This window comes from Pantoea sp. A4, assembly GCF_000295955.2.
Classification (GTDB): Bacteria; Pseudomonadota; Gammaproteobacteria; order Enterobacterales; family Enterobacteriaceae; genus Pantoea; species Pantoea multigeneris.
The window spans coordinates 103,388-120,352 of record NZ_ALXE01000019.1; the positions used below are offsets into that span (position 1 = coordinate 103,388).

Consider the following 16,965-nt stretch of genomic DNA (forward strand, 5'->3'; position numbering starts at 1 on the left):
AACAAGATGACGTTACTGAACCCCTATTTTGGTGAATTTGGCGGTATGTACGTACCCCAGTTGCTGATGCCGGCGTTAGAACAGCTTGAAGCGGCTTTCGTTGAGGCGCAAAAAGATCCCGAATTTCAGGCAGAGTTTACTGACCTGCTGAAAAATTATGCGGGCCGTCCTACCGCGCTGACACTGTGTAGCAATCTGACCAAAGGCACCAAAACTCGCCTGTATCTGAAGCGCGAAGATCTGCTGCACGGCGGCGCGCACAAGACTAACCAGGTGCTGGGTCAGGCACTGCTGGCTAAGCGTATGGGTAAGAAAGAGATCATCGCTGAGACGGGTGCGGGGCAGCACGGTGTTGCATCGGCGCTGGCCTGTGCTCTGCTGGGTATGAAATGCCGTATCTACATGGGCGCGAAAGACGTTGAGCGTCAGTCACCTAACGTGTTCAGAATGCGTCTGATGGGCGCAGAAGTGATCCCGGTACACAGCGGCTCAGCCACCCTCAAAGATGCCTGTAACGAAGCGCTGCGTGACTGGTCTGGCAGCTATGAAACGTCACACTACATGCTGGGTACTGCGGCTGGCCCGCACCCCTTCCCGACCATTGTGCGTGAATTCCAGCGCATGATTGGCGAAGAGACCAAAGCACAAATCCTCGAAAAAGAGGGGCGTCTGCCGGATGCCGTGGTGGCCTGCGTGGGCGGTGGCTCGAATGCAATTGGTATGTTCGCCGATTTCATTGAAGAGAGCAGCGTGAAGCTGATTGGCGTGGAGCCTGCGGGCCACGGTATCGAAACGGGAGAACATGGCGCGCCGCTCAAGCACGGTCGTCTGGGTATCTATTTCGGCATGAAAGCGCCAATGATGCAGACGGCAGAGGGGCAGATCGAAGAGTCTTACTCTATCTCCGCGGGTCTGGATTTCCCTTCAGTAGGGCCACAGCACGCGCACCTGAACAGCATTGGTCGCGCTGACTATGTTTCCATCACCGATGATGAAGCTCTGGACGCATTCAAGGCGCTCTCACGCGGCGAAGGGATCATTCCAGCGCTGGAATCTTCCCATGCGCTGGCACATGCCCTGAAGATGATCCGCGAGAACCCAGAAAAAGAGCAACTGTTAGTGGTGAACCTGTCAGGCCGCGGTGATAAAGACATCTTTACCGTACACGATATCCTGAAAGCGAAGGGAGAAATTTAATGGAACGTTATGACCAGTTATTTAAGCGTCTTAAAGCCAACAACGAGGGCGCTTTCGTTCCATTTGTGACGCTGGGCGACCCTTCCCCGGCCCTGTCGCTGCGCATCATTGATGCGCTGGTCGAAGGCGGTGCCGATGCGCTGGAGTTAGGCATTCCCTTTTCCGATCCACTGGCAGATGGTCCGACTATCCAGAACGCAACCCTGCGCGCTTTTGCCGCCGGAACCACAGTCGCCCAGTGTTTTGACCTGCTTACCCAGGTGCGCCAGAAGTACCCGGAATTACCCATTGGCCTGCTGATGTATGCCAACCTGGTGTTCAGCAACGGTATCGATAATTTTTATGCCCGTTGTGCTGAAGCTGGCGTAGATTCTGTGCTGGTTGCCGATGTGCCGGTGGAAGAGTCCGCGCCTTTCCGCCAGGCGGCGTTGCGCTACAACATCGCCCCGATCTTTATCTGCCCACCCAACGCCAGTGACGATCTGCTGCGTCAGATTGCCTCACACGGTCGCGGGTATACCTACCTGCTGTCACGCGCGGGTGTAACGGGTGCAGAGAACCGCGCCAGCACGCCGCTGACGCATCTGGTCAACAAACTCCGTGAGTATAACGCGGCGCCGCCTATTCAGGGCTTTGGTATTTCTGAGCCAGGACAGGTTAAGGAAGCCATTGCCGCAGGGGCAGCCGGGGCCATTTCAGGATCGGCGGTGGTGAAGATCATTGAACGTCATCACAATGAGCCAGAAGTGATGCTGGAAGCGCTGAAAACTTTCGTCACCAATCTGAAAGCAGCCAGCCGCTAACGCTTTGCCGCAGAAACAACAATGCCAGCCGGGAGAAACCGGCTGGCATTTTTTTACAGGATGCTCAGCGTATCAGTGCAGTTCAGCCCAGGACTCTTTTCCTGCCCCCATGTCGAACTGCTGCAAACGAATTTGCTGGTAACGCCCCGTACACACGCCAGGCACAATCAGATGGCTGGCAAACTTCTCCAGCTCTTTCATCAGACTGTTAAATATCGGCTGTCCACTGTTATCGGCAGTGAACTGCGGGTCCATGATAATGCCTTCAAAACAGCGCTCACTCATCGCCCGGTTACCGGTTTGCGAAGCAGAACCCAGGTTGCCCAACCATACCCGATTATAACGGCAGAGTTGATCGAGAACCTGATTATCACGTCCGTTAATAATGTGCGGGAAATCCTCGTCAATCACCAGACGTAAAAACGGTAACGCTTTTATCTGCTGACTGAGCCGCGTGATCTGATTAATACGACAGGCGATGCCAAAGCTAATACGTACGGCTAACAAACGCTTATAACGACTAAAGTACCAGGCTTTATTTTCAATTTTGCGTAAAAATTCGCTGAATTTTACTGCGCAGGTAAACTGATCCGGATAGTAAATCCCTGTGATCCTTCCATCTTCACAATGAAGAACTGTACAAAGTTTATCCATTATTGACTCTCTTACATGGATAGCGTGGCGACCGGTTGATTCTACACTTCTTACCTGGTGCTGGCAGCATCTGTTCGATATATAAGCGCCTGATAAGTAGCTATTTTTTAATTTTAGGATTAAATACCCTTTCACATTCCAGAGTATCGGCAGCCGAAAACACAAACTTTAGCAGAATTTTACCCGCGACACTGCGGGTTTAATATCAATTATGCAAAAGCCGACTGGAATACATCATTAGCGCTCACGCATATTAACAATGCGTTATAGCCGGAGTATTTACCGTATAACTTTCAAACCATTTACTGTCATTTGCAGTTCACGACTGCCCACGTCAAAGGAGACGTCATTGCGATCGCCCACCGCATACCGCGATTTGAGCACCGCATCGAACTGGGTTTTAAACGCCATCAATGCTTGCGCCAGCGTATCAACAATCTCCTGCGGCTGGTCGCTCTGGGTATCCACATAGTGCTTCTCAATACCCCGCGCGTAAAACCACTCTTCTAGCAAAAACAGCTGCTCCTGCTCATTCTGATGCGGGATATAATACGCCGCTTTGAACAGCGCCAGCATGTCAGCCAGAGTGAATACCATTGCCCTGCTCCGTTGCTTCATCCTGTCACTCAGTATAGACCGCTGTCAGGAAATAAGAATCAATGCTAATGGGACGGCGGTTTACACGGTGTAAAGTAATGGTGACTTTTTTGATGCGACCGCATCACGCAATAGCATGATGGGGATGTTATCACCCGCTCTGGCACTACAACGGAACGAACAGAACCCACTCCAGGCCGTTTTTCGCACGATTGCGCGATTAGCCGTTGGCAGAAATCAGGAGGCAGGGGGTTAATTTTATTGTCAGAATCAACGCCAAAACGGTGCGCCCCTAATTATCTCACTGCCACGATGAACGCTTTCCTTTAATCCATATATATATGAAATATTCGTTCTGCCAAAATCTATTAATGTCATAGTAAATAATTAGTCTGCTTAATATTTTGTGATCGCCATATGCAGGATAACGTAATTGCCCGCGCTGAACTCACCTTTACCCCTGAGGTTTCTCCCGGCATAATTCTGCATGAAAATTCATCATCAGCCAGGGATTCACAATGAAAAAAGGACTGTTACTCGTGTGCAGTATATGGGGCGCTTTGATGGTGCCGAATGCGCAGGCGCAACCGCCGGGCCGAAATATTGATCAACAGCTGCTCAGCTGTAAGAACAAGGCCGTCAGTACGCTGGATTCACAGGATTGCTACAGCATGGCCGCCACGGCCTGGGATCACGAGCTGAATGCCCAGTATCAGGCGCTGATGCAGGGTCAAAGCGATGCGTTTAAAACCCAGCTACGCACCTCACAGCGTGCCTGGATCAAATATAAAGACAGCTATTACGAAGCCATGAACGCGTTTTACCAGCAGCAACAGGGGACAATCTGGACGCTGGTGGCAGCGGAGCAAAAGTTAAATGTGATCAGAGATAAAGCGCTGGACCTGTGGCGTTTGCGCCAAAGCACCGATTTAGCAGGTTAACGCGTAATGGCCCTGCTGGCAGGGCCACCGCGTGAAATCAGAAACGATAGCCGACGCCGAAGAAGAATACCCATGGATCAATGCGGGTATTAATGCTTTGCCGTTCTCCGGCCGCTTTAAAGCGCACTTTGGTGTCAATATCCATGTACCAGAGCGATGCATTTAACATCCAGTGGTCGTTCAATTGATAATCCAGCCCCACCTGCCCCGCAGCACCCCATGAATTTTTAACGCTGAGATCGCTCAGGCCTGCGTCCTGTCCGGTTTGATTAAAATGCGCATCAAAGAAATTGGTGTAGTTAATCCCTGCGCCAATATAAGGCTGGAACGGGTTTTTCGGGTCGAGGAAATAGTATTGTGCCATCAGCGTCGGCGGTAATTGTCGCACAGTAGCTAGCGTGCCCGTAGCGTGTAAGCCCACTTTGTGACGAAACGGCGTTGCGGCCAGCAGTTCAACACCAATATGATCGGTCGCCATATAGGTAAATGTCAGGCCAAGCTGGGTATTGTTATCGACTTTAAAGCCCCCCATGCCCAGTACATTATCCGAACCTTCATTAGGACGTACCGTGGCACTTCCCGCTCTGATAAAGAAATCTCCAGCCTGATGAGCCAGTGCAACTTGGGGTAACAGAGCGGCTAATAGCCATGCGCATTTTGTCAGTTTCATCGACACTCCTTGCTAAATGAAATAAGCAGAAAAAATTCAGCCCCGTTTCTAGACCTTTTAGGCACAAATTGCACCCTCTACCTTTATTCATCATCCGGTATAAAGCATTAGATTGATCTCGATCAATTAAGCCTAATGTTTTAACCCGCAGAGAGACATTTCAGAAAAATTGCAACGCCGACAAACTCATGCACCACAAGACCGCGGGCTTCACCTCTTAACAAAAGCCATCACAGAACTTAATCAACTCACTGAAAACTCATTAGCCAGCATCATCAATATGATCGTTTTCCGCTGGAGAAGAGGCTATGCATTATCAGTCGCTGCTAAATGTCATTCGAGCATCACTCTATAAACCGGAGGAGTTTAAGTTCGTTACTGGAAATCACAGCGACATTAGCGTTTTCATTAAAAATGGCCATATTATGGGTTTTACCCGCATCCTGGAAAATAGCGATAATGCCTGCCTGACTTTTTATCGCTACGGGCTTTACGATTATGACCAGCACTTACTGTATCGCTGCGAATGTCTGTTTTCGGCCAGAAAAGAGTACTCGTTTGCTGACTGGATGCTGATGTGCCCGGTCAATCGTTTTTCACTTTGCGATGCGACACTGGAGCAATTTCTCAGCCCGCCGCAGCCATAAAACAGACGCACTGCGCACTATTTACCCATCTCCCCCGGCGTGAAGGTATTTTTTCACGCATCTTTACCTGTTATGACATAAAGTTATGCCATTGCCGCTGCCAGCTACGCGTCATACCATGTACAATCCTCCGGTTAACTAAACCGGTTTGTCCAAGGAGTGTGCATGTCTATCACGGCGAGTTCGTTATACCGTGAAACTGGAAATTTTTTCCGTCATCAGTTGTTCACCACGGTACTCATGTGTCTGCTGACCGCCTTTATCACTTATGTGATCGGTCATGCCCTCACGCCGGGCGGCGATCAGCTTTCACTGCTCAACCAGAATGATGACAACGCATCATCTCTGTTTGAACTCATCCAGAATATGTCCCCTGAACAGCAGCGTATTCTGCTGCGGGCTTCAGCTGCTGGCACTTTCGCCGCACTGATCGGCAACACGCTGCTGTTAGGCGGCATGCTGTTTCTGATCCCACTGGTCTCTTCAGGTCAACGCGTTAGCGCACTGCGAGCGATTGGGGCTTCTGCACCTGTGCTGCCCAAACTGCTGCTGCAAACCTTCCTCATTACCCTGATTGTGCAAATTGGCTTTATGGTCGTGATGGTCCCGGGCATCGTGCTGGCCGTGCTGCTGTCACTCTCACCGGTGATGCTGGCCAATAACAAGATGGGCGTGATTGGCGCAATGCGAGCCAGTATGGCGCTGGCGTGGAAGAACGTGAGGCTGGTAGCGCCCGCCGTGATCATGTGGCTGCTGGCAAAAATTGTGCTGATGTTTTTCATCACCTCAATTCCCTCCTTGCCGACCGATCTGGCCGCAGTGTTGATCAACGCGTTAGGCAATCTGGTATCAGCCTTGCTGATTATCTATCTTAGCCGGCTGTATATGCTGCTGCGTTAACGCTGGAAAGCATCAGGAAAAACTATGAAGCAGTTACTCGACTTTCTTCCTTTAGTAGTGTTTTTTATCTTCTATAAGCTGTACGACATTTTTGTCGCTTCAGGTGCCCTGATTGCCGCCACCGGTCTGGCTTTGGTGGTGAGCTGGGTGCTGTACCGCAAGTTAGAAAAGATGACAATCTTCACCTTCGTGCTGGTGACCGTGTTTGGCGGCTTAACGCTGGTGTTCCACAACGATGAATTTATCAAGTGGAAAGTCACCGTGATCTACAGCCTGTTTGGTCTGGCGCTGCTGTTTAGCCAATGGTTCATGGCTAAACCTTTGATTCAGAGCATGCTGGGAAAAGAGCTCCAGCTGCCGGATTACGTCTGGCGTCGTCTGAATATCGCGTGGGCGCTGTTCTTCTTTGCCTGCGGTATCGTAAATATTTACGTCGCATTTTGGTTATCGGAAGCTTTTTGGGTTAATTTTAAAGTGTTCGGTCTGACCGCGCTAACCCTACTCTTTACGCTGTTCAGTGGCATCTATATCTGGCGGAAGATGCCGCAAGAAGAAAAAAAATAATGAAAACCGCCCGGCTCAGCCGGGCTTTTTTTTCACCTGTAGAAGACCCGGAAGCAATGGAAGAGAATCGTACTACGCCGCAAGGCGAGATGGTGTTACGTACCCTGGCGATGCCAGCGGATACGAATGCAAATGGTGACATTTTCGGCGGTTGGCTAATGTCGCAAATGGATATGGGAGGCGCGATTCTGGCGAAGGAGATTGCGGAAGGACGTGTGGTCACAGTGCGCGTGGACGGCATGACCTTTCTCAAACCGGTGGCCGTTGGCGATGTTGTCAGTTGCCATGCCCGCTGCATCCGCAGCGGCACCAGTTCCATGACCATTAACGTTGAAGTCTGGATCAAGAAGGTTTCTTCAGAGCCGATTGGCCAGACCTACTGCGCAACAGAGGCCATCTTTATCTATGTTGCGGTCGATGGTGAAGGTAACCCTCGTCCGCTGCCGCCGGGTAAAGCGCATCAAGGGCAACAAATCGCCTGATAATAAAAAGGCGGTCATTTGACCGCCTTTTTTACTATTCGATACTCGCGCCTCCGGTGAGGCGGAATACGATATTCATGGTGAGATTAGTGCCCGGCCGTCCTGGCTGATAACGCCATTTGCGCATCGCCTGCTTCACTTCACGTTCAAACATGTTACGTGGATCTGCATACAGGATCTGGATGTTGCCAACGCGGCCATCGCTATCCACATCAAACTGCACCCGCACTTTACCTTCAATACGGAGCGCATAGGCGCGTGATGGATATTCTGGCTTACCAACGCTGACTGCCTTCGGCCCGTCACTAACGGATTGGGTTGGCGCTGGCGTGGATTTCGGCGCTGAAGTCGGCTTCACTGCATCCGTTGGCGCATCCTGTTTTACCGGGCTGGCCACTTTTGCTGGTTCCTGACGTGGTTTCTCTTCACGCTTAGGCTCCACTCGCTTGTGCACCGGTTTCGGCTTCGGCTTTGGAATCGGTTTAGGAATTGGAACGGGAACCGGCTTAGGTGGTTCAGGATCGGGAACCGGTTCAGGTTCTGGCTCAGGTTCGGGTGCTGGCGGTTGGACTTCAGCCGGTGCGGGCTGAGGCTGTACCACCGGAGCCACTAAGGACACGCTGATGGGCTGTGATGCTTTGGGCACCTCAATAACCTGATGCAAAGAAGCATACAGGATGCCACCAATCACTCCACCGTGCAGCACAACGGAGAACAAGACAGAAAGAGGCGTTCGTTTCGGCAAAGGCGTAGTCAGCGTGGTCATAACAGTCAAATTCATTGAGTGAAGCGCCGATTGTAAATGCAAATAGCAATCAGTTTCAATAATCAGCTGCGATCTGCTGAAAGAAAAGCCAGTATTACCCCAAAAGGCGGTCTAAAACGGCGGTAATTATCTTTCGTTTGCACTCTGATTAACGATCACTTAACGTGTTGCCAAATTTGACGCTCAACAGGAGCTGTAAAGTGCTTTACGTCATTTATGCTGAAGACCACGCTGATTCACTGGAAAAACGCAACTCGGTGCGCCCGGCGCACGTTGCCCGCCTGCAACTGCTGCGGGATGAAGGTCGCTTAATTATTGCCGGCCCAATGCCCGCGGTAGATAGCAATGAACCCGGCGCGGCAGGTTTTAGCGGATCGGTCATTATTGCTGAATTTGCTTCACTGGAATCGGCGCAATCATGGGCTAATGATGATCCCTACATTGCCGCAGGCGTTTACCAGAACGTCAACGTGAAGCCTTTCAAGCGCACTTTCTGATTTGTTTAGCGCAGTGAGCGCTCAGGCTCACTGCGTGATTTCGGAGTTGTCATGCAGGCGTTGATTCTCGCCCTTCTTCTGTTAATCGCGGTTTTGCTGGGAAGCGCGCTTTGGCTCTGGCGTCGCCGTGGCTGGCGCAACCGTAAACATCAAATCGTATTTTTAATTGTGCTGGCCGCAGCCCTGCAGTTGGTCAATATTAAATTGCTCACCACAGGACTGTAGCGTGTCAGGCGTTTTGAGTGATAAATAAGATGGCGCGGCGCTGCTGTTGCGCCAGCTGATAGCGAATGCCGGTAATGCGCTTGTAACGACGTGACTGCCCTTCCAGCCAGCGGGAACGACGACGTTGCACCTGACGCATCATTCTCCAGCGCGTAACTTCACTTCTGCTTTTTCTCATTTTCCCCTCACCCTCAGTCATCTGGACGCGGTGCATTATAAAGATTTGTTGCTAAATGCCAATTCGGTTTGCTTATCGTCATACAAATCTGTCAGGGGTTTCGCAATCTGGCATCTCAACGTAAACTTTGACCCTCAGTGCATGAAACGGATGTTCAATTAATGACCCTCTTTTATACCCTGGTCAGCGGTTTACTGGTTTTTGGCTACTGGCTGCTGATTGCCGGGGTAACGCTGCGCATTTTGATGAAACGCCGTACCGCCACCTCTGCTATGGCGTGGCTGCTGGTGATTTATATTCTGCCGCTGGTGGGTATCATCGCTTACCTGTTGTTTGGCGAACTCAATCTCGGCAAGCGCCGTGCGGAACGCGCCCGCGTCATGTGGCCTGCAACCGCTAAATGGATGCAGGATCTCAAAACGTGTCGCACGATTTTTGCCACTGAACACAGTAGCGTGGCGCAGTCTCTGTTTCAGCTGTGTGAAAATCGCCAGGGCATTGCCGGGGTCAAAGGCAATCAGTTACAGCTGTTAACCAGCGCTGACGATGTGATGCAGGCACTGATTCGTGACATTCAACTGGCGCGCCATAACATCGAAATGGTGTTTTATATCTGGCAACCAGGCGGCCTGGCGGATGAGGTGGCACAGACATTAATGGGCGCAGCACGCCGTGGCGTACACTGCCGTCTGATGCTGGATTCCGCAGGCAGCGTGGCCTTTTTCCGCAGCCCGTGGCCGATGCTGATGCGCAGCGCGGGTATTGAAGTGGTTGAGGCACTGCAAGTCAGTGTACTGCGCGTATTTCTCCGGCGGATGGATTTGCGCCAGCACCGGAAGGTGGTGCTGATTGATAACTATATTGCCTACACTGGCAGCATGAATATGGTTGATCCCCGCTACTTTAAGCAAGATGCAGGCGTCGGACAGTGGGTCGATTTAATGGCGCGTATGGAAGGCCCGGTCGCCACCACCATGGGGATCGTGTTCAGCTGTGACTGGGAAATAGAAACTGGCAAACGCATTCTGCCCCCAGCGCCGACCAACACGATCATGCCGTTTGAGCAAGAGAGCGGACATACCATTCAGGTTATCGCCTCAGGCCCTGGCTTCCCGGAAGAGATGATTCACCAGGCGTTACTCACCGCCATCTACTCCGCGCGTGAACATCTGGTCATGACCACCCCCTACTTTGTGCCCAGCGATGACCTGCTCCATGCCATTTGCACCGCGGCCCTGAGAGGGGTTGAAGTGAGCATTATTCTCCCGCGACACAATGACTCAATGCTGGTCGGCTGGGCTAGCCGGGCCTTCTTCGCCGAAATGCTGGAAGCGGGGGTAAAAATTTATCAGTTCGAGGATGGCCTGCTGCACACCAAAAGTGTGCTGGTGGATGGGCAGCTGAGTCTGGTTGGCACCGTAAACCTCGACATGCGTAGCCTGTGGCTAAATTTTGAAATTACCCTGGTGGTAGATGATGCCGGTTTTGGCAGCGATTTGGCCTGCGTACAAGATGATTACATCGCGCGCTCACGCCTGTTAGACCGTCAGCGCTGGGCAAAACGTGCCTGGTGGCAGCGCATCGTTGAACGACTGTTTTACTTCTTCAGCCCTTTACTGTAAAACGAGCCACAATGTGATGCAGTAAGGGTTAACGGGAACCATCATGGACTTAAATAATCGCCTTAGCGAAGATGAAACGCTGGAACAGGCTTACGATATTTTTCTTGAGCTGGCTGGAGATAACCTCGACCCCGCCGATATCATCCTGTTCAATCTGCAGTTCGAAGAGCGCGGCGGTGCCGAACTGTTTGATCCCTCCGATGACTGGCATGAACACGTTGATTTCGATCTGAATCCGGACTTCTTCGCTGAAGTGGTGATTGGCCTGGGTGAAGCAGACGGTGAACCGATCACTGATGTGTTTGCACGCGTGCTGCTGTGCCGTGAGAAAGACCATAAGCTCTGCCACATTCTGTGGCGTGAGTAAGAGAGAGTAAAGGGCACCCTGTGGTGCCCTTCTTCTTATTGCTTATAGCGGATCAACTTTCAGACAAGACACCGCATGGCGGAAGCTGCCTTCCAGCAAAGGTTCGGTGCGCGCACACTCTGGCCCGGCAATCGGGCAGCGAGTGCGGAACACACAGCCTGAAGGCGGATCAATCGGTGAAGGCAATTCTCCCTGCAACAGCTGGATTTTCTTGTTCCGCTCAATGTCGGGATCGGGGATCGGTACCGCTGACATCAGTGCACGCGTGTAAGGATGTTGCGGATGGCGATACACTTCTTCCCACCTCCCCAACTCCACTGCATGTCCGAGATACATCACCAAAACCCGGTCAGAGATGTGCTTAACCACCGCCAAATCATGCGCGATGAAAATCAGCGACAGGCCCATTTCACGCTGCAACTGTTGCAGTAAATTCACTACCTGCGCCTGAATGGACACATCCAGCGCCGACACCGGTTCATCGCAGATAATCAGCTTCGGTTCGAGAATCAAGGCGCGCGCAATACCGATACGTTGACACTGGCCGCCGGAAAATTCATGCGGATAGCGGTTAATCAGATTTGGCAGCAGCCCGACTTTCAGCATCATGCCTTTCACCCGATCGCGAATTGCCTCACGTGAGAGTTCAGGATGATAGGTGCGTAACGGTTCGGCGATAATATCCCCTACCGTCATACGCGGGTTTAGCGAGGCCAGCGGGTCCTGGAAAATCATCTGAATGTCGCTGCGTGCGGCGCGCCACACCGCTTCGCTCTGCCCGAGCAGATCGCTGCCCAGCCAGCTCACCCGACCACTGGAGGCTTTCACCAGCCCAATGATTGCACGAGCCAGCGTCGATTTGCCACAGCCTGACTCACCCACCACCCCCAACGTCTCACCGGGATAGAGTCGTAAGCTTACGCCCTCAACCGCTTTCAGGGTTTTGTGCTCGCCACCAAACCAGCGTTTGCCCTGCTTTACATCAAAGTGCACGCGCAGGTTTTCTACTTCTAACAACGGGGTACTTTCTGCATTGATCGTCATACCAGCTCCTCCACCGGTTTGAAGCAGGCACGCAAACGCTGCGGCGCAAACGGTGCCAGCGCCGGAGACTGACTACACGCGGGCATGGCATGGGGACAACGTGGCTGGAACGGGCAGCCCGTAGGCAAGTGCAGTAGGTTGGGTGGATTACCTGGAATCGTCACCAGGCTCTCCCCTTCGGTATCCAGCCGGGGAACGGCGCTGAGCAACCCCTGCGAATAAGGGTGAGTGGGATGATAAAAAATATCGCGGGCGCTGCCATATTCCATGGTCCGCCCGGCATACATCACCAGCACTTTGTCGCAGATCCCCGCCACCACGCCAAGATCGTGAGTGATCATAATGATGGCCGTATTGAACTCGTGTTTGAGTTCATTCAGTAATGTCATGATCTGTGCCTGTACCGTCACATCCAACGCCGTGGTGGGTTCATCGGCAATCAGCAGTTTAGGTCGACACAACAGCGCCATCGCGATCATTACACGCTGGCGCATCCCACCGGAAAACTCATGGGGGTACATCTTCATGCGTTTACGTGCTTCCGGCATCTTCACCGCATCCAGCATCTGCACCGCAGCGGAAAAGGCTTCCGCCCGGCCCATACCTTTATGCAACTGCAACACTTCCGTCAGTTGCTCACCCACTCGCATGTAGGGGTTTAGCGAGGTCATGGGGTCCTGGAAGATCATCGCTATCTGTTCAGCACGTAACTGATTCAGCTTTTTCTCTGGCAGATTGAGGATCTCATTGCCATTGAAACGCGCGGAACCGCTGATCCGGCCATTTTTTGCCAGTAATCCCATTAAAGCGAACGCGGTCTGTGATTTACCGGAGCCAGACTCACCGACAATGCCGAGGGTTTCACCGGCGCGGAGAGAAAAATTAAGATCGTTTACTGCGGTCACATCCCCATCATGGGTCTTAAAGGTGACGCGTAGATCCTGCACCTCCAACAGTAATGGATTTCCGGCCCTGGCGTGCTGCGCCGATTGAATATCATGCAGAGTCATGGCAGTTCCTCAACGATCTTTCGGGTCGAGCGCATCACGCAGCCCGTCGCCGATAAAATTAAAACAGAACAGCGTTACCACCAGAAACCCGGCAGGAAACATCAGTAACCACGGCGAGACTTCCATTGAGTTCGCCCCATCGCTGAGCAGCGCCCCCCAGCTACTCAGGGGTTCCTGCGTCCCGAGGCCGAGGAAGCTCAGGAAAGATTCAAACAGAATCATATTCGGCACCAGCAGCGAGGCGTACACCACCACCACACCCAGTACGTTGGGCACAATGTGGCGCAGAACAATGCTGAAGGTTGAAACACCACCCACCTGCGCCGCCTCAATAAACTCCTTGCGTTTCAGACTCAGGGTTTGACCGCGCACGATACGCGCCATATCCAGCCATGAGACCATCCCGATCGCCACAAAGATCAGCAGGATGTTGCGGCCAAAAAAGGTCACCAGCAAAATCACAAAGAACATGAAGGGAAAGGCGTTGAGAATTTCCAGTACGCGCATCATTAACGAGTCGGTTTTGCCGCCCAGATAACCGGCCAAAGCGCCATATAACGTGCCGACAATAACGGCGATCAGCGCGGAAGCCACCCCCACCATCAGTGAAATACGTCCGCCAATGGCTACGCGTACCAGCAGATCGCGCCCGGAAGAGTCGGTACCAAACCAGTGGCCCGATGTGGTGTCTGGCGCACTGGACATCATGCCCCAGTCGGTATCATCAAACGCAAAGTGGGACAGCAGAGGCGCAAAAATCACAAACAGCGTAATCACCAGCAGTACCAGTAAACTGAATAACGCAGCACGGTTATGGACAAAGCGACGGCGCGCGTCCTGCCACAGACTACGGCCTTCGACTTCCAGCTTTTCACTGAAAGCTTCCAGAGCCACGCTGTTTTTCTTACCTGACATCATAGCGAACTCCGGATTTAGTAGCGGATTTTGGGATCGATCACGGCATACAACACGTCAACGATGGCATTAAACAGGATGGTTAATACCCCGACTAAAATGGTCAGGCTCATCACCAGTGAGTAGTCACGGTTCAATGCCCCATTGACGAACAGCTGACCAATTCCCGGTAATCCGTAAATGGACTCAATCACCATAGAACCGGTAATGATCCCCACGAACGCCGGGCCCATGTAGGAGAGTACGGGTAACAGTGCCGGTTTTAACGCATGACGTAACACGATGCGCCGCATTGGCAGGCCTTTGGCCCGGGCGGTTCGAATAAAGTTAGAGTGCATCACTTCAATCATCGAGCCGCGCATAATTCGTGCAATGCTGGCGATATACGCCAGAGACAGCGCCACCATCGGCAGTATCATGTAGCTCAACTGCCCCCCATTCCAGCCACCGCCCGGCAACCAGCGCAGCGTAATAGCAAAAATCAGTACTAACAGCGGGGCAACGACAAAGCTCGGGATCACCACGCCGGTCATTGCCACCCCCATGACCACATAATCCCAGCGGCTGTTTTGTCGCAGCGCGGCGATGACACCCGCCGTCACCCCCAGTACCACGGCGAGTAAAAACGCCGCCAGCCCCAGCTTGGCAGACACCGGGAACGCATGAGAAACCAGATAGTTAACGGAGTAATCTTTGTATTTAAACGAGGGACCAAAATCACCGTGACCTAACTGCACCAGATAGTCGAGGTACTGTTTGCCAATGGGATCATTGAGATGATATTTGGCTTCAATGTTCGCCATGACTTCTGGCGCGAGGGTACGCTCACCGCTAAATGGGCTGCCCGGAGCCAAACGCATCATAAAAAATGAGATGGTAATCAGCACGAATAGCGTGGGGATCGCCTCTAATAGACGACGCAAAATAAATTTCAACATAACCTTACCTGCCAGACATTTGCTTCACAAAACCTGAGGGGCAAAGCCCCCCAGAGAAAGTCACTTAGTGTTTGATAATGTATAAGTTTTTGTCATAAACGTTATCCAGCGGATCTTTACCGGTATAGCCACCCACATAAGGTTTCACCAGGCGGGTGTTGGCGTAGTAGTAAACCGGTACGATGGCAGAATCTTTATCCAGGATCTGTTCTGCTTTAACGTAATCTGCGGTACGTGCTTTTTCATCGGTGGCCGCCAGTGCATCTTTCATGACGCTATCAAACTCTGCGCTCTTATAATGCGAGGTGTTATTGCTACTGTCTGACTGCAACGTATTCAGGAAGGAAGTCGGTTCATTGTAATCCGCACACCAGGCGGCGCGTGCCACGTCATAATTGCCCTGATGACGCGTATCAAGGTAGGTTTTCCACTCCTGATTCTCCAGCTTAACGTCCACGCCAATATTCTTCTTCCAGATGGATGACGCAGCAATCGCCAGTTTTTTATGCAGATCGGAGGTGTTATACAGCAGGTTAAACGTTAATGGCTTCGCAGCGGTATATCCCGCTTCTGCCAACAGTTTTTTCGCCTCTTCATTTCGCTTAGCCTGATCCCATTTGAACCAGTCTGGTGGCAGCAGTTGGTTATCAAAACCATCGGTGGCAGGCGGGGTGAAGCTGTAAGCCGGCGTTTGTCCCTGCGCCAGCACTTTGTCCACGATGATGTCGCGATCCAGGCCCAGTTTTAACGCTGCGCGTACCCGAGGATCGGTGAACGGGGCTTTCTGATTGTTGATTTCGTAATAGTAAGTGCACAGATAAGGCGTCACGACCAGCTCTTTGCCATTATCCCGCTGCAGCTTTTTGAACAGCTCAATCGGCAAGTTGTTATAGGTCATATCGCTACCGTTGCTGGAGAAGTAGCGATTGACGTCACTGACTTCAGAGCTGATCGGCAAGAAGGTGACCTTATCCAGCGTGGTATGCGCATTGTCCCAATACTCTGGATTGCGTACCACAGTCAGCTGTTCGTTAATTACATGGGACTGGACCTTAAAGGCGCCGTTACCTACCCAGTTCTGTGGCAGCGTCCACTGTTCGCCAAACTTCTCTACCACAGGTTTATAGACCGGTGACATTGAACTGTGGATCAGCAGTTTATAGAAGTACGGCACCGGTTCACTGAGCGTGACCTGTAAAGTGTGGTCATCCAGCGCTTTCACCCCAAGGTCGGTGATCGGCTTCTTACCCGCAATGATCTCATCCACATTCAGCAGATGGCCATATTGCAGGTAACTGGCATAAGGTGAAGCGGTTTTTGGATCGGCCAGGCGCTCCCAACTGTAGACAAAGTCCTGAGCGGTAACCGGTGCGCCGTTGGACCATTTCGCCTCTTTGCGCAGGTGGAAAGTCCAGACCTTGAAGTCTTTATTATCCCAGCTCTCTGCGACGCCGGGGATTGGGTGCCCCTGCTCATCGCTGATCACCAGACCTTCCAGAATGTCACGACTGACATTCGATTCCGGCACGCCTTCAATTTTATGGGGATCCAGTGACTGCACTTCACTGCCATTCCCCTTAATCAACTCTTGCTTTGCCGCCAGTTCTACGCCAGCGGGGACTTGAGCGGCCCAGGCAGAGAATTGCCCCATGCTGTTCAACGCCGCGATAACACCTAATGTAACCAGACTTTTTTTTGTGATGTGAACCATTACTTAACTCCAGTTTTATTGTTTCCGCCGCGTCAGGTTGCCCGGCGGTGCTTTATGTTGTGCTAACGATCACTTGTGCTGTTTTGCCCGATTTCATCGTGGTGACACAAACTCACTACAGGCTTAAGCAATTTCCGTACTCATTTGACTAAAACAACTAAAAAAAAAGCCAGCAGGCCTTATTGCATTGGGAAAATGTTATCTAAATCACAATATGGTGATTGATTTAGCGGGTTA

21 protein-coding genes are annotated in these 16,965 nt (G+C 51.9%); 11 read left to right on the top strand and 10 right to left on the bottom strand.

The features are described from left to right. The first annotated feature begins 6 nt into the window (after nucleotides 1-6). Together trpB and trpA are read left to right on the top strand one after the other, a co-directional pair. On the top strand, nucleotides 7-1,197 hold the full coding sequence (gene trpB / locus B880_RS0104955; protein ID WP_017346273.1) for a tryptophan synthase subunit beta: 1,191 nt from the start codon (nucleotides 7-9) through the stop codon (nucleotides 1,195-1,197). After that, entirely contained in the window at nucleotides 1,197-2,000 is an 804-nt protein-coding gene (gene trpA, locus B880_RS0104960) for a tryptophan synthase subunit alpha (protein WP_017346274.1), read from the top strand. The genes trpB and trpA overlap by 1 nt, the downstream gene beginning before the upstream one ends. Nucleotides 2,001-2,072: 72 nt before the next feature. Here trpA and B880_RS0104965 read toward each other — a convergent pair whose 3' ends face one another. Together B880_RS0104965 and B880_RS0104970 are read right to left on the bottom strand one after the other, a co-directional pair. Next, the gene (locus B880_RS0104965) at nucleotides 2,073-2,654 is read right to left on the bottom strand and encodes a hypothetical protein (RefSeq protein ID WP_017346275.1); all 582 of its coding nucleotides are present in this window, start codon (nucleotides 2,652-2,654) and stop codon (nucleotides 2,073-2,075) included. Between the two features lie 279 nt (nucleotides 2,655-2,933). Continuing rightward, on the bottom strand, nucleotides 2,934-3,251 hold the full coding sequence (locus B880_RS0104970) for a hypothetical protein (protein ID WP_017346276.1): 318 nt from the start codon (nucleotides 3,249-3,251) through the stop codon (nucleotides 2,934-2,936). Nucleotides 3,252-3,769: 518 nt separating this feature from the next. On the opposite strand from B880_RS0104970, the gene B880_RS0104975 reads away from it, so the two are divergent. Further along, nucleotides 3,770-4,192 (top strand): lysozyme inhibitor LprI family protein, encoded by a 423-nt coding sequence (locus B880_RS0104975; protein ID WP_017346277.1) that lies wholly within the window; start codon nucleotides 3,770-3,772, stop codon nucleotides 4,190-4,192. A gap of 37 nt (nucleotides 4,193-4,229) precedes the next feature. Here B880_RS0104975 and ompW read toward each other — a convergent pair whose 3' ends face one another. Further along, on the bottom strand, nucleotides 4,230-4,862 hold the full coding sequence (gene ompW / locus B880_RS0104980) for an outer membrane protein OmpW (protein ID WP_017346278.1): 633 nt from the start codon (nucleotides 4,860-4,862) through the stop codon (nucleotides 4,230-4,232). A gap of 308 nt (nucleotides 4,863-5,170) precedes the next feature. Between ompW and B880_RS0104985 the strand changes: the two genes are divergently transcribed. From B880_RS0104985 to yciA, 4 genes are all read left to right on the top strand, one after another. Beyond that, complete coding sequence (locus tag B880_RS0104985) at nucleotides 5,171-5,509, top strand: hypothetical protein (RefSeq protein ID WP_017346279.1); 339 nt, start codon at nucleotides 5,171-5,173, stop codon at nucleotides 5,507-5,509. 165 nt (nucleotides 5,510-5,674) lie between these two features. Further along, on the top strand, nucleotides 5,675-6,409 hold the full coding sequence (locus B880_RS0104990) for a YciC family protein (protein WP_017346280.1): 735 nt from the start codon (nucleotides 5,675-5,677) through the stop codon (nucleotides 6,407-6,409). 24 nt (nucleotides 6,410-6,433) lie between these two features. Beyond that, nucleotides 6,434-6,973 carry a septation protein A gene (locus tag B880_RS0104995; RefSeq protein WP_017346281.1) on the top strand — a complete coding sequence of 180 codons (540 nt, stop codon included), beginning with the start codon at nucleotides 6,434-6,436 and terminating at the stop codon, nucleotides 6,971-6,973. A 56-nt stretch (nucleotides 6,974-7,029) separates the two neighbouring features. Further along, nucleotides 7,030-7,455, top strand: coding sequence for an acyl-CoA thioester hydrolase YciA (yciA, locus tag B880_RS0105000; RefSeq protein ID WP_026042429.1), 426 nt, complete (start codon nucleotides 7,030-7,032; stop codon nucleotides 7,453-7,455). Nucleotides 7,456-7,489: 34 nt separating this feature from the next. Here yciA and tonB read toward each other — a convergent pair whose 3' ends face one another. Then, nucleotides 7,490-8,221 carry a TonB system transport protein TonB gene (gene tonB / locus B880_RS0105005; protein ID WP_017346283.1) on the bottom strand — a complete coding sequence of 244 codons (732 nt, stop codon included), beginning with the start codon at nucleotides 8,219-8,221 and terminating at the stop codon, nucleotides 7,490-7,492. Between the two features lie 200 nt (nucleotides 8,222-8,421). On the opposite strand from tonB, the gene B880_RS0105010 reads away from it, so the two are divergent. Then, a complete protein-coding gene (locus B880_RS0105010; RefSeq protein ID WP_017346284.1) occupies nucleotides 8,422-8,718 on the top strand; it encodes a YciI family protein in 297 nt (98 codons plus the stop codon). 51 nt (nucleotides 8,719-8,769) lie between these two features. Beyond that, nucleotides 8,770-8,943, top strand: coding sequence for a hypothetical protein (locus tag B880_RS26870; protein WP_017346285.1), 174 nt, complete (start codon nucleotides 8,770-8,772; stop codon nucleotides 8,941-8,943). Nucleotides 8,944-8,947: 4 nt separating this feature from the next. Here B880_RS26870 and B880_RS26625 read toward each other — a convergent pair whose 3' ends face one another. Beyond that, nucleotides 8,948-9,121: a YciY family protein gene (locus tag B880_RS26625; RefSeq protein WP_157060509.1), complete on the bottom strand. Its 174-nt coding sequence runs from the start codon at nucleotides 9,119-9,121 to the stop codon at nucleotides 8,948-8,950. 161 nt (nucleotides 9,122-9,282) lie between these two features. Here B880_RS26625 and cls point away from each other — a divergent pair, with 161 nt between their 5' ends. After that, nucleotides 9,283-10,743 carry a cardiolipin synthase gene (gene cls, locus B880_RS0105025; RefSeq protein ID WP_017346287.1) on the top strand — a complete coding sequence of 487 codons (1,461 nt, stop codon included), beginning with the start codon at nucleotides 9,283-9,285 and terminating at the stop codon, nucleotides 10,741-10,743. Nucleotides 10,744-10,786: 43 nt separating this feature from the next. Continuing rightward, nucleotides 10,787-11,110 (top strand): HI1450 family dsDNA-mimic protein, encoded by a 324-nt coding sequence (locus B880_RS0105030; protein ID WP_017346288.1) that lies wholly within the window; start codon nucleotides 10,787-10,789, stop codon nucleotides 11,108-11,110. 42 nt (nucleotides 11,111-11,152) lie between these two features. Here B880_RS0105030 and oppF read toward each other — a convergent pair whose 3' ends face one another. The 5 genes from oppF to oppA all read right to left on the bottom strand — a co-directional run bounded on the left by oppF (nucleotide 11,153) and on the right by oppA (nucleotide 16,728). Beyond that, on the bottom strand, nucleotides 11,153-12,154 hold the full coding sequence (oppF, locus tag B880_RS0105035) for a murein tripeptide/oligopeptide ABC transporter ATP binding protein OppF (protein WP_017346289.1): 1,002 nt from the start codon (nucleotides 12,152-12,154) through the stop codon (nucleotides 11,153-11,155). Then, a complete protein-coding gene (locus B880_RS0105040; protein ID WP_017346290.1) occupies nucleotides 12,151-13,164 on the bottom strand; it encodes an ABC transporter ATP-binding protein in 1,014 nt (337 codons plus the stop codon). Before B880_RS0105040 ends, oppF begins: the two co-directional genes overlap by 4 nt. Nucleotides 13,165-13,173: 9 nt before the next feature. Continuing rightward, a complete protein-coding gene (gene oppC, locus B880_RS0105045; RefSeq protein WP_017346291.1) occupies nucleotides 13,174-14,082 on the bottom strand; it encodes an oligopeptide ABC transporter permease OppC in 909 nt (302 codons plus the stop codon). 14 nt (nucleotides 14,083-14,096) lie between these two features. Next, nucleotides 14,097-15,017, bottom strand: a complete 921-nt coding sequence (oppB, locus tag B880_RS0105050) for an oligopeptide ABC transporter permease OppB (protein ID WP_017346292.1) — start codon at nucleotides 15,015-15,017, stop codon at nucleotides 14,097-14,099. A gap of 64 nt (nucleotides 15,018-15,081) precedes the next feature. Continuing rightward, on the bottom strand, nucleotides 15,082-16,728 hold the full coding sequence (oppA, locus tag B880_RS0105055) for an oligopeptide ABC transporter substrate-binding protein OppA (RefSeq protein ID WP_017346293.1): 1,647 nt from the start codon (nucleotides 16,726-16,728) through the stop codon (nucleotides 15,082-15,084). Between the last annotated feature and the right edge of the window lie 237 nt (nucleotides 16,729-16,965).

Bases quoted from the DNA above. Each gene is read 5' to 3' on its own strand.
- trpB (WP_017346273.1), top strand. From the start codon at position 7: ATGACGTTACTGAACCCCTATTTTGGTGAATTTGGCGGTATGTACGTA.
- trpA (WP_017346274.1), top strand. From the start codon at position 1,197: ATGGAACGTTATGACCAGTTATTTAAGCGTCTTAAAGCCAACAACGAG.
- B880_RS0104965 (WP_017346275.1), bottom strand. From the start codon at position 2,654: ATGGATAAACTTTGTACAGTTCTTCATTGTGAAGATGGAAGGATCACA.
- B880_RS0104970 (WP_017346276.1), bottom strand. From the start codon at position 3,251: ATGGTATTCACTCTGGCTGACATGCTGGCGCTGTTCAAAGCGGCGTAT.
- B880_RS0104975 (WP_017346277.1), top strand. From the start codon at position 3,770: ATGAAAAAAGGACTGTTACTCGTGTGCAGTATATGGGGCGCTTTGATG.
- ompW (WP_017346278.1), bottom strand. From the start codon at position 4,862: ATGAAACTGACAAAATGCGCATGGCTATTAGCCGCTCTGTTACCCCAA.
- B880_RS0104985 (WP_017346279.1), top strand. From the start codon at position 5,171: ATGCATTATCAGTCGCTGCTAAATGTCATTCGAGCATCACTCTATAAA.
- B880_RS0104990 (WP_017346280.1), top strand. From the start codon at position 5,675: ATGTCTATCACGGCGAGTTCGTTATACCGTGAAACTGGAAATTTTTTC.
- B880_RS0104995 (WP_017346281.1), top strand. From the start codon at position 6,434: ATGAAGCAGTTACTCGACTTTCTTCCTTTAGTAGTGTTTTTTATCTTC.
- yciA (WP_026042429.1), top strand. From the start codon at position 7,030: ATGGAAGAGAATCGTACTACGCCGCAAGGCGAGATGGTGTTACGTACC.
- tonB (WP_017346283.1), bottom strand. From the start codon at position 8,221: ATGACCACGCTGACTACGCCTTTGCCGAAACGAACGCCTCTTTCTGTC.
- B880_RS26870 (WP_017346285.1), top strand. From the start codon at position 8,770: ATGCAGGCGTTGATTCTCGCCCTTCTTCTGTTAATCGCGGTTTTGCTG.
- B880_RS26625 (WP_157060509.1), bottom strand. From the start codon at position 9,121: ATGAGAAAAAGCAGAAGTGAAGTTACGCGCTGGAGAATGATGCGTCAG.
- cls (WP_017346287.1), top strand. From the start codon at position 9,283: ATGACCCTCTTTTATACCCTGGTCAGCGGTTTACTGGTTTTTGGCTAC.
- B880_RS0105030 (WP_017346288.1), top strand. From the start codon at position 10,787: ATGGACTTAAATAATCGCCTTAGCGAAGATGAAACGCTGGAACAGGCT.
- oppF (WP_017346289.1), bottom strand. From the start codon at position 12,154: ATGACGATCAATGCAGAAAGTACCCCGTTGTTAGAAGTAGAAAACCTG.
- B880_RS0105040 (WP_017346290.1), bottom strand. From the start codon at position 13,164: ATGACTCTGCATGATATTCAATCGGCGCAGCACGCCAGGGCCGGAAAT.
- oppC (WP_017346291.1), bottom strand. From the start codon at position 14,082: ATGATGTCAGGTAAGAAAAACAGCGTGGCTCTGGAAGCTTTCAGTGAA.
- oppB (WP_017346292.1), bottom strand. From the start codon at position 15,017: ATGTTGAAATTTATTTTGCGTCGTCTATTAGAGGCGATCCCCACGCTA.
- oppA (WP_017346293.1), bottom strand. From the start codon at position 16,728: ATGGTTCACATCACAAAAAAAAGTCTGGTTACATTAGGTGTTATCGCG.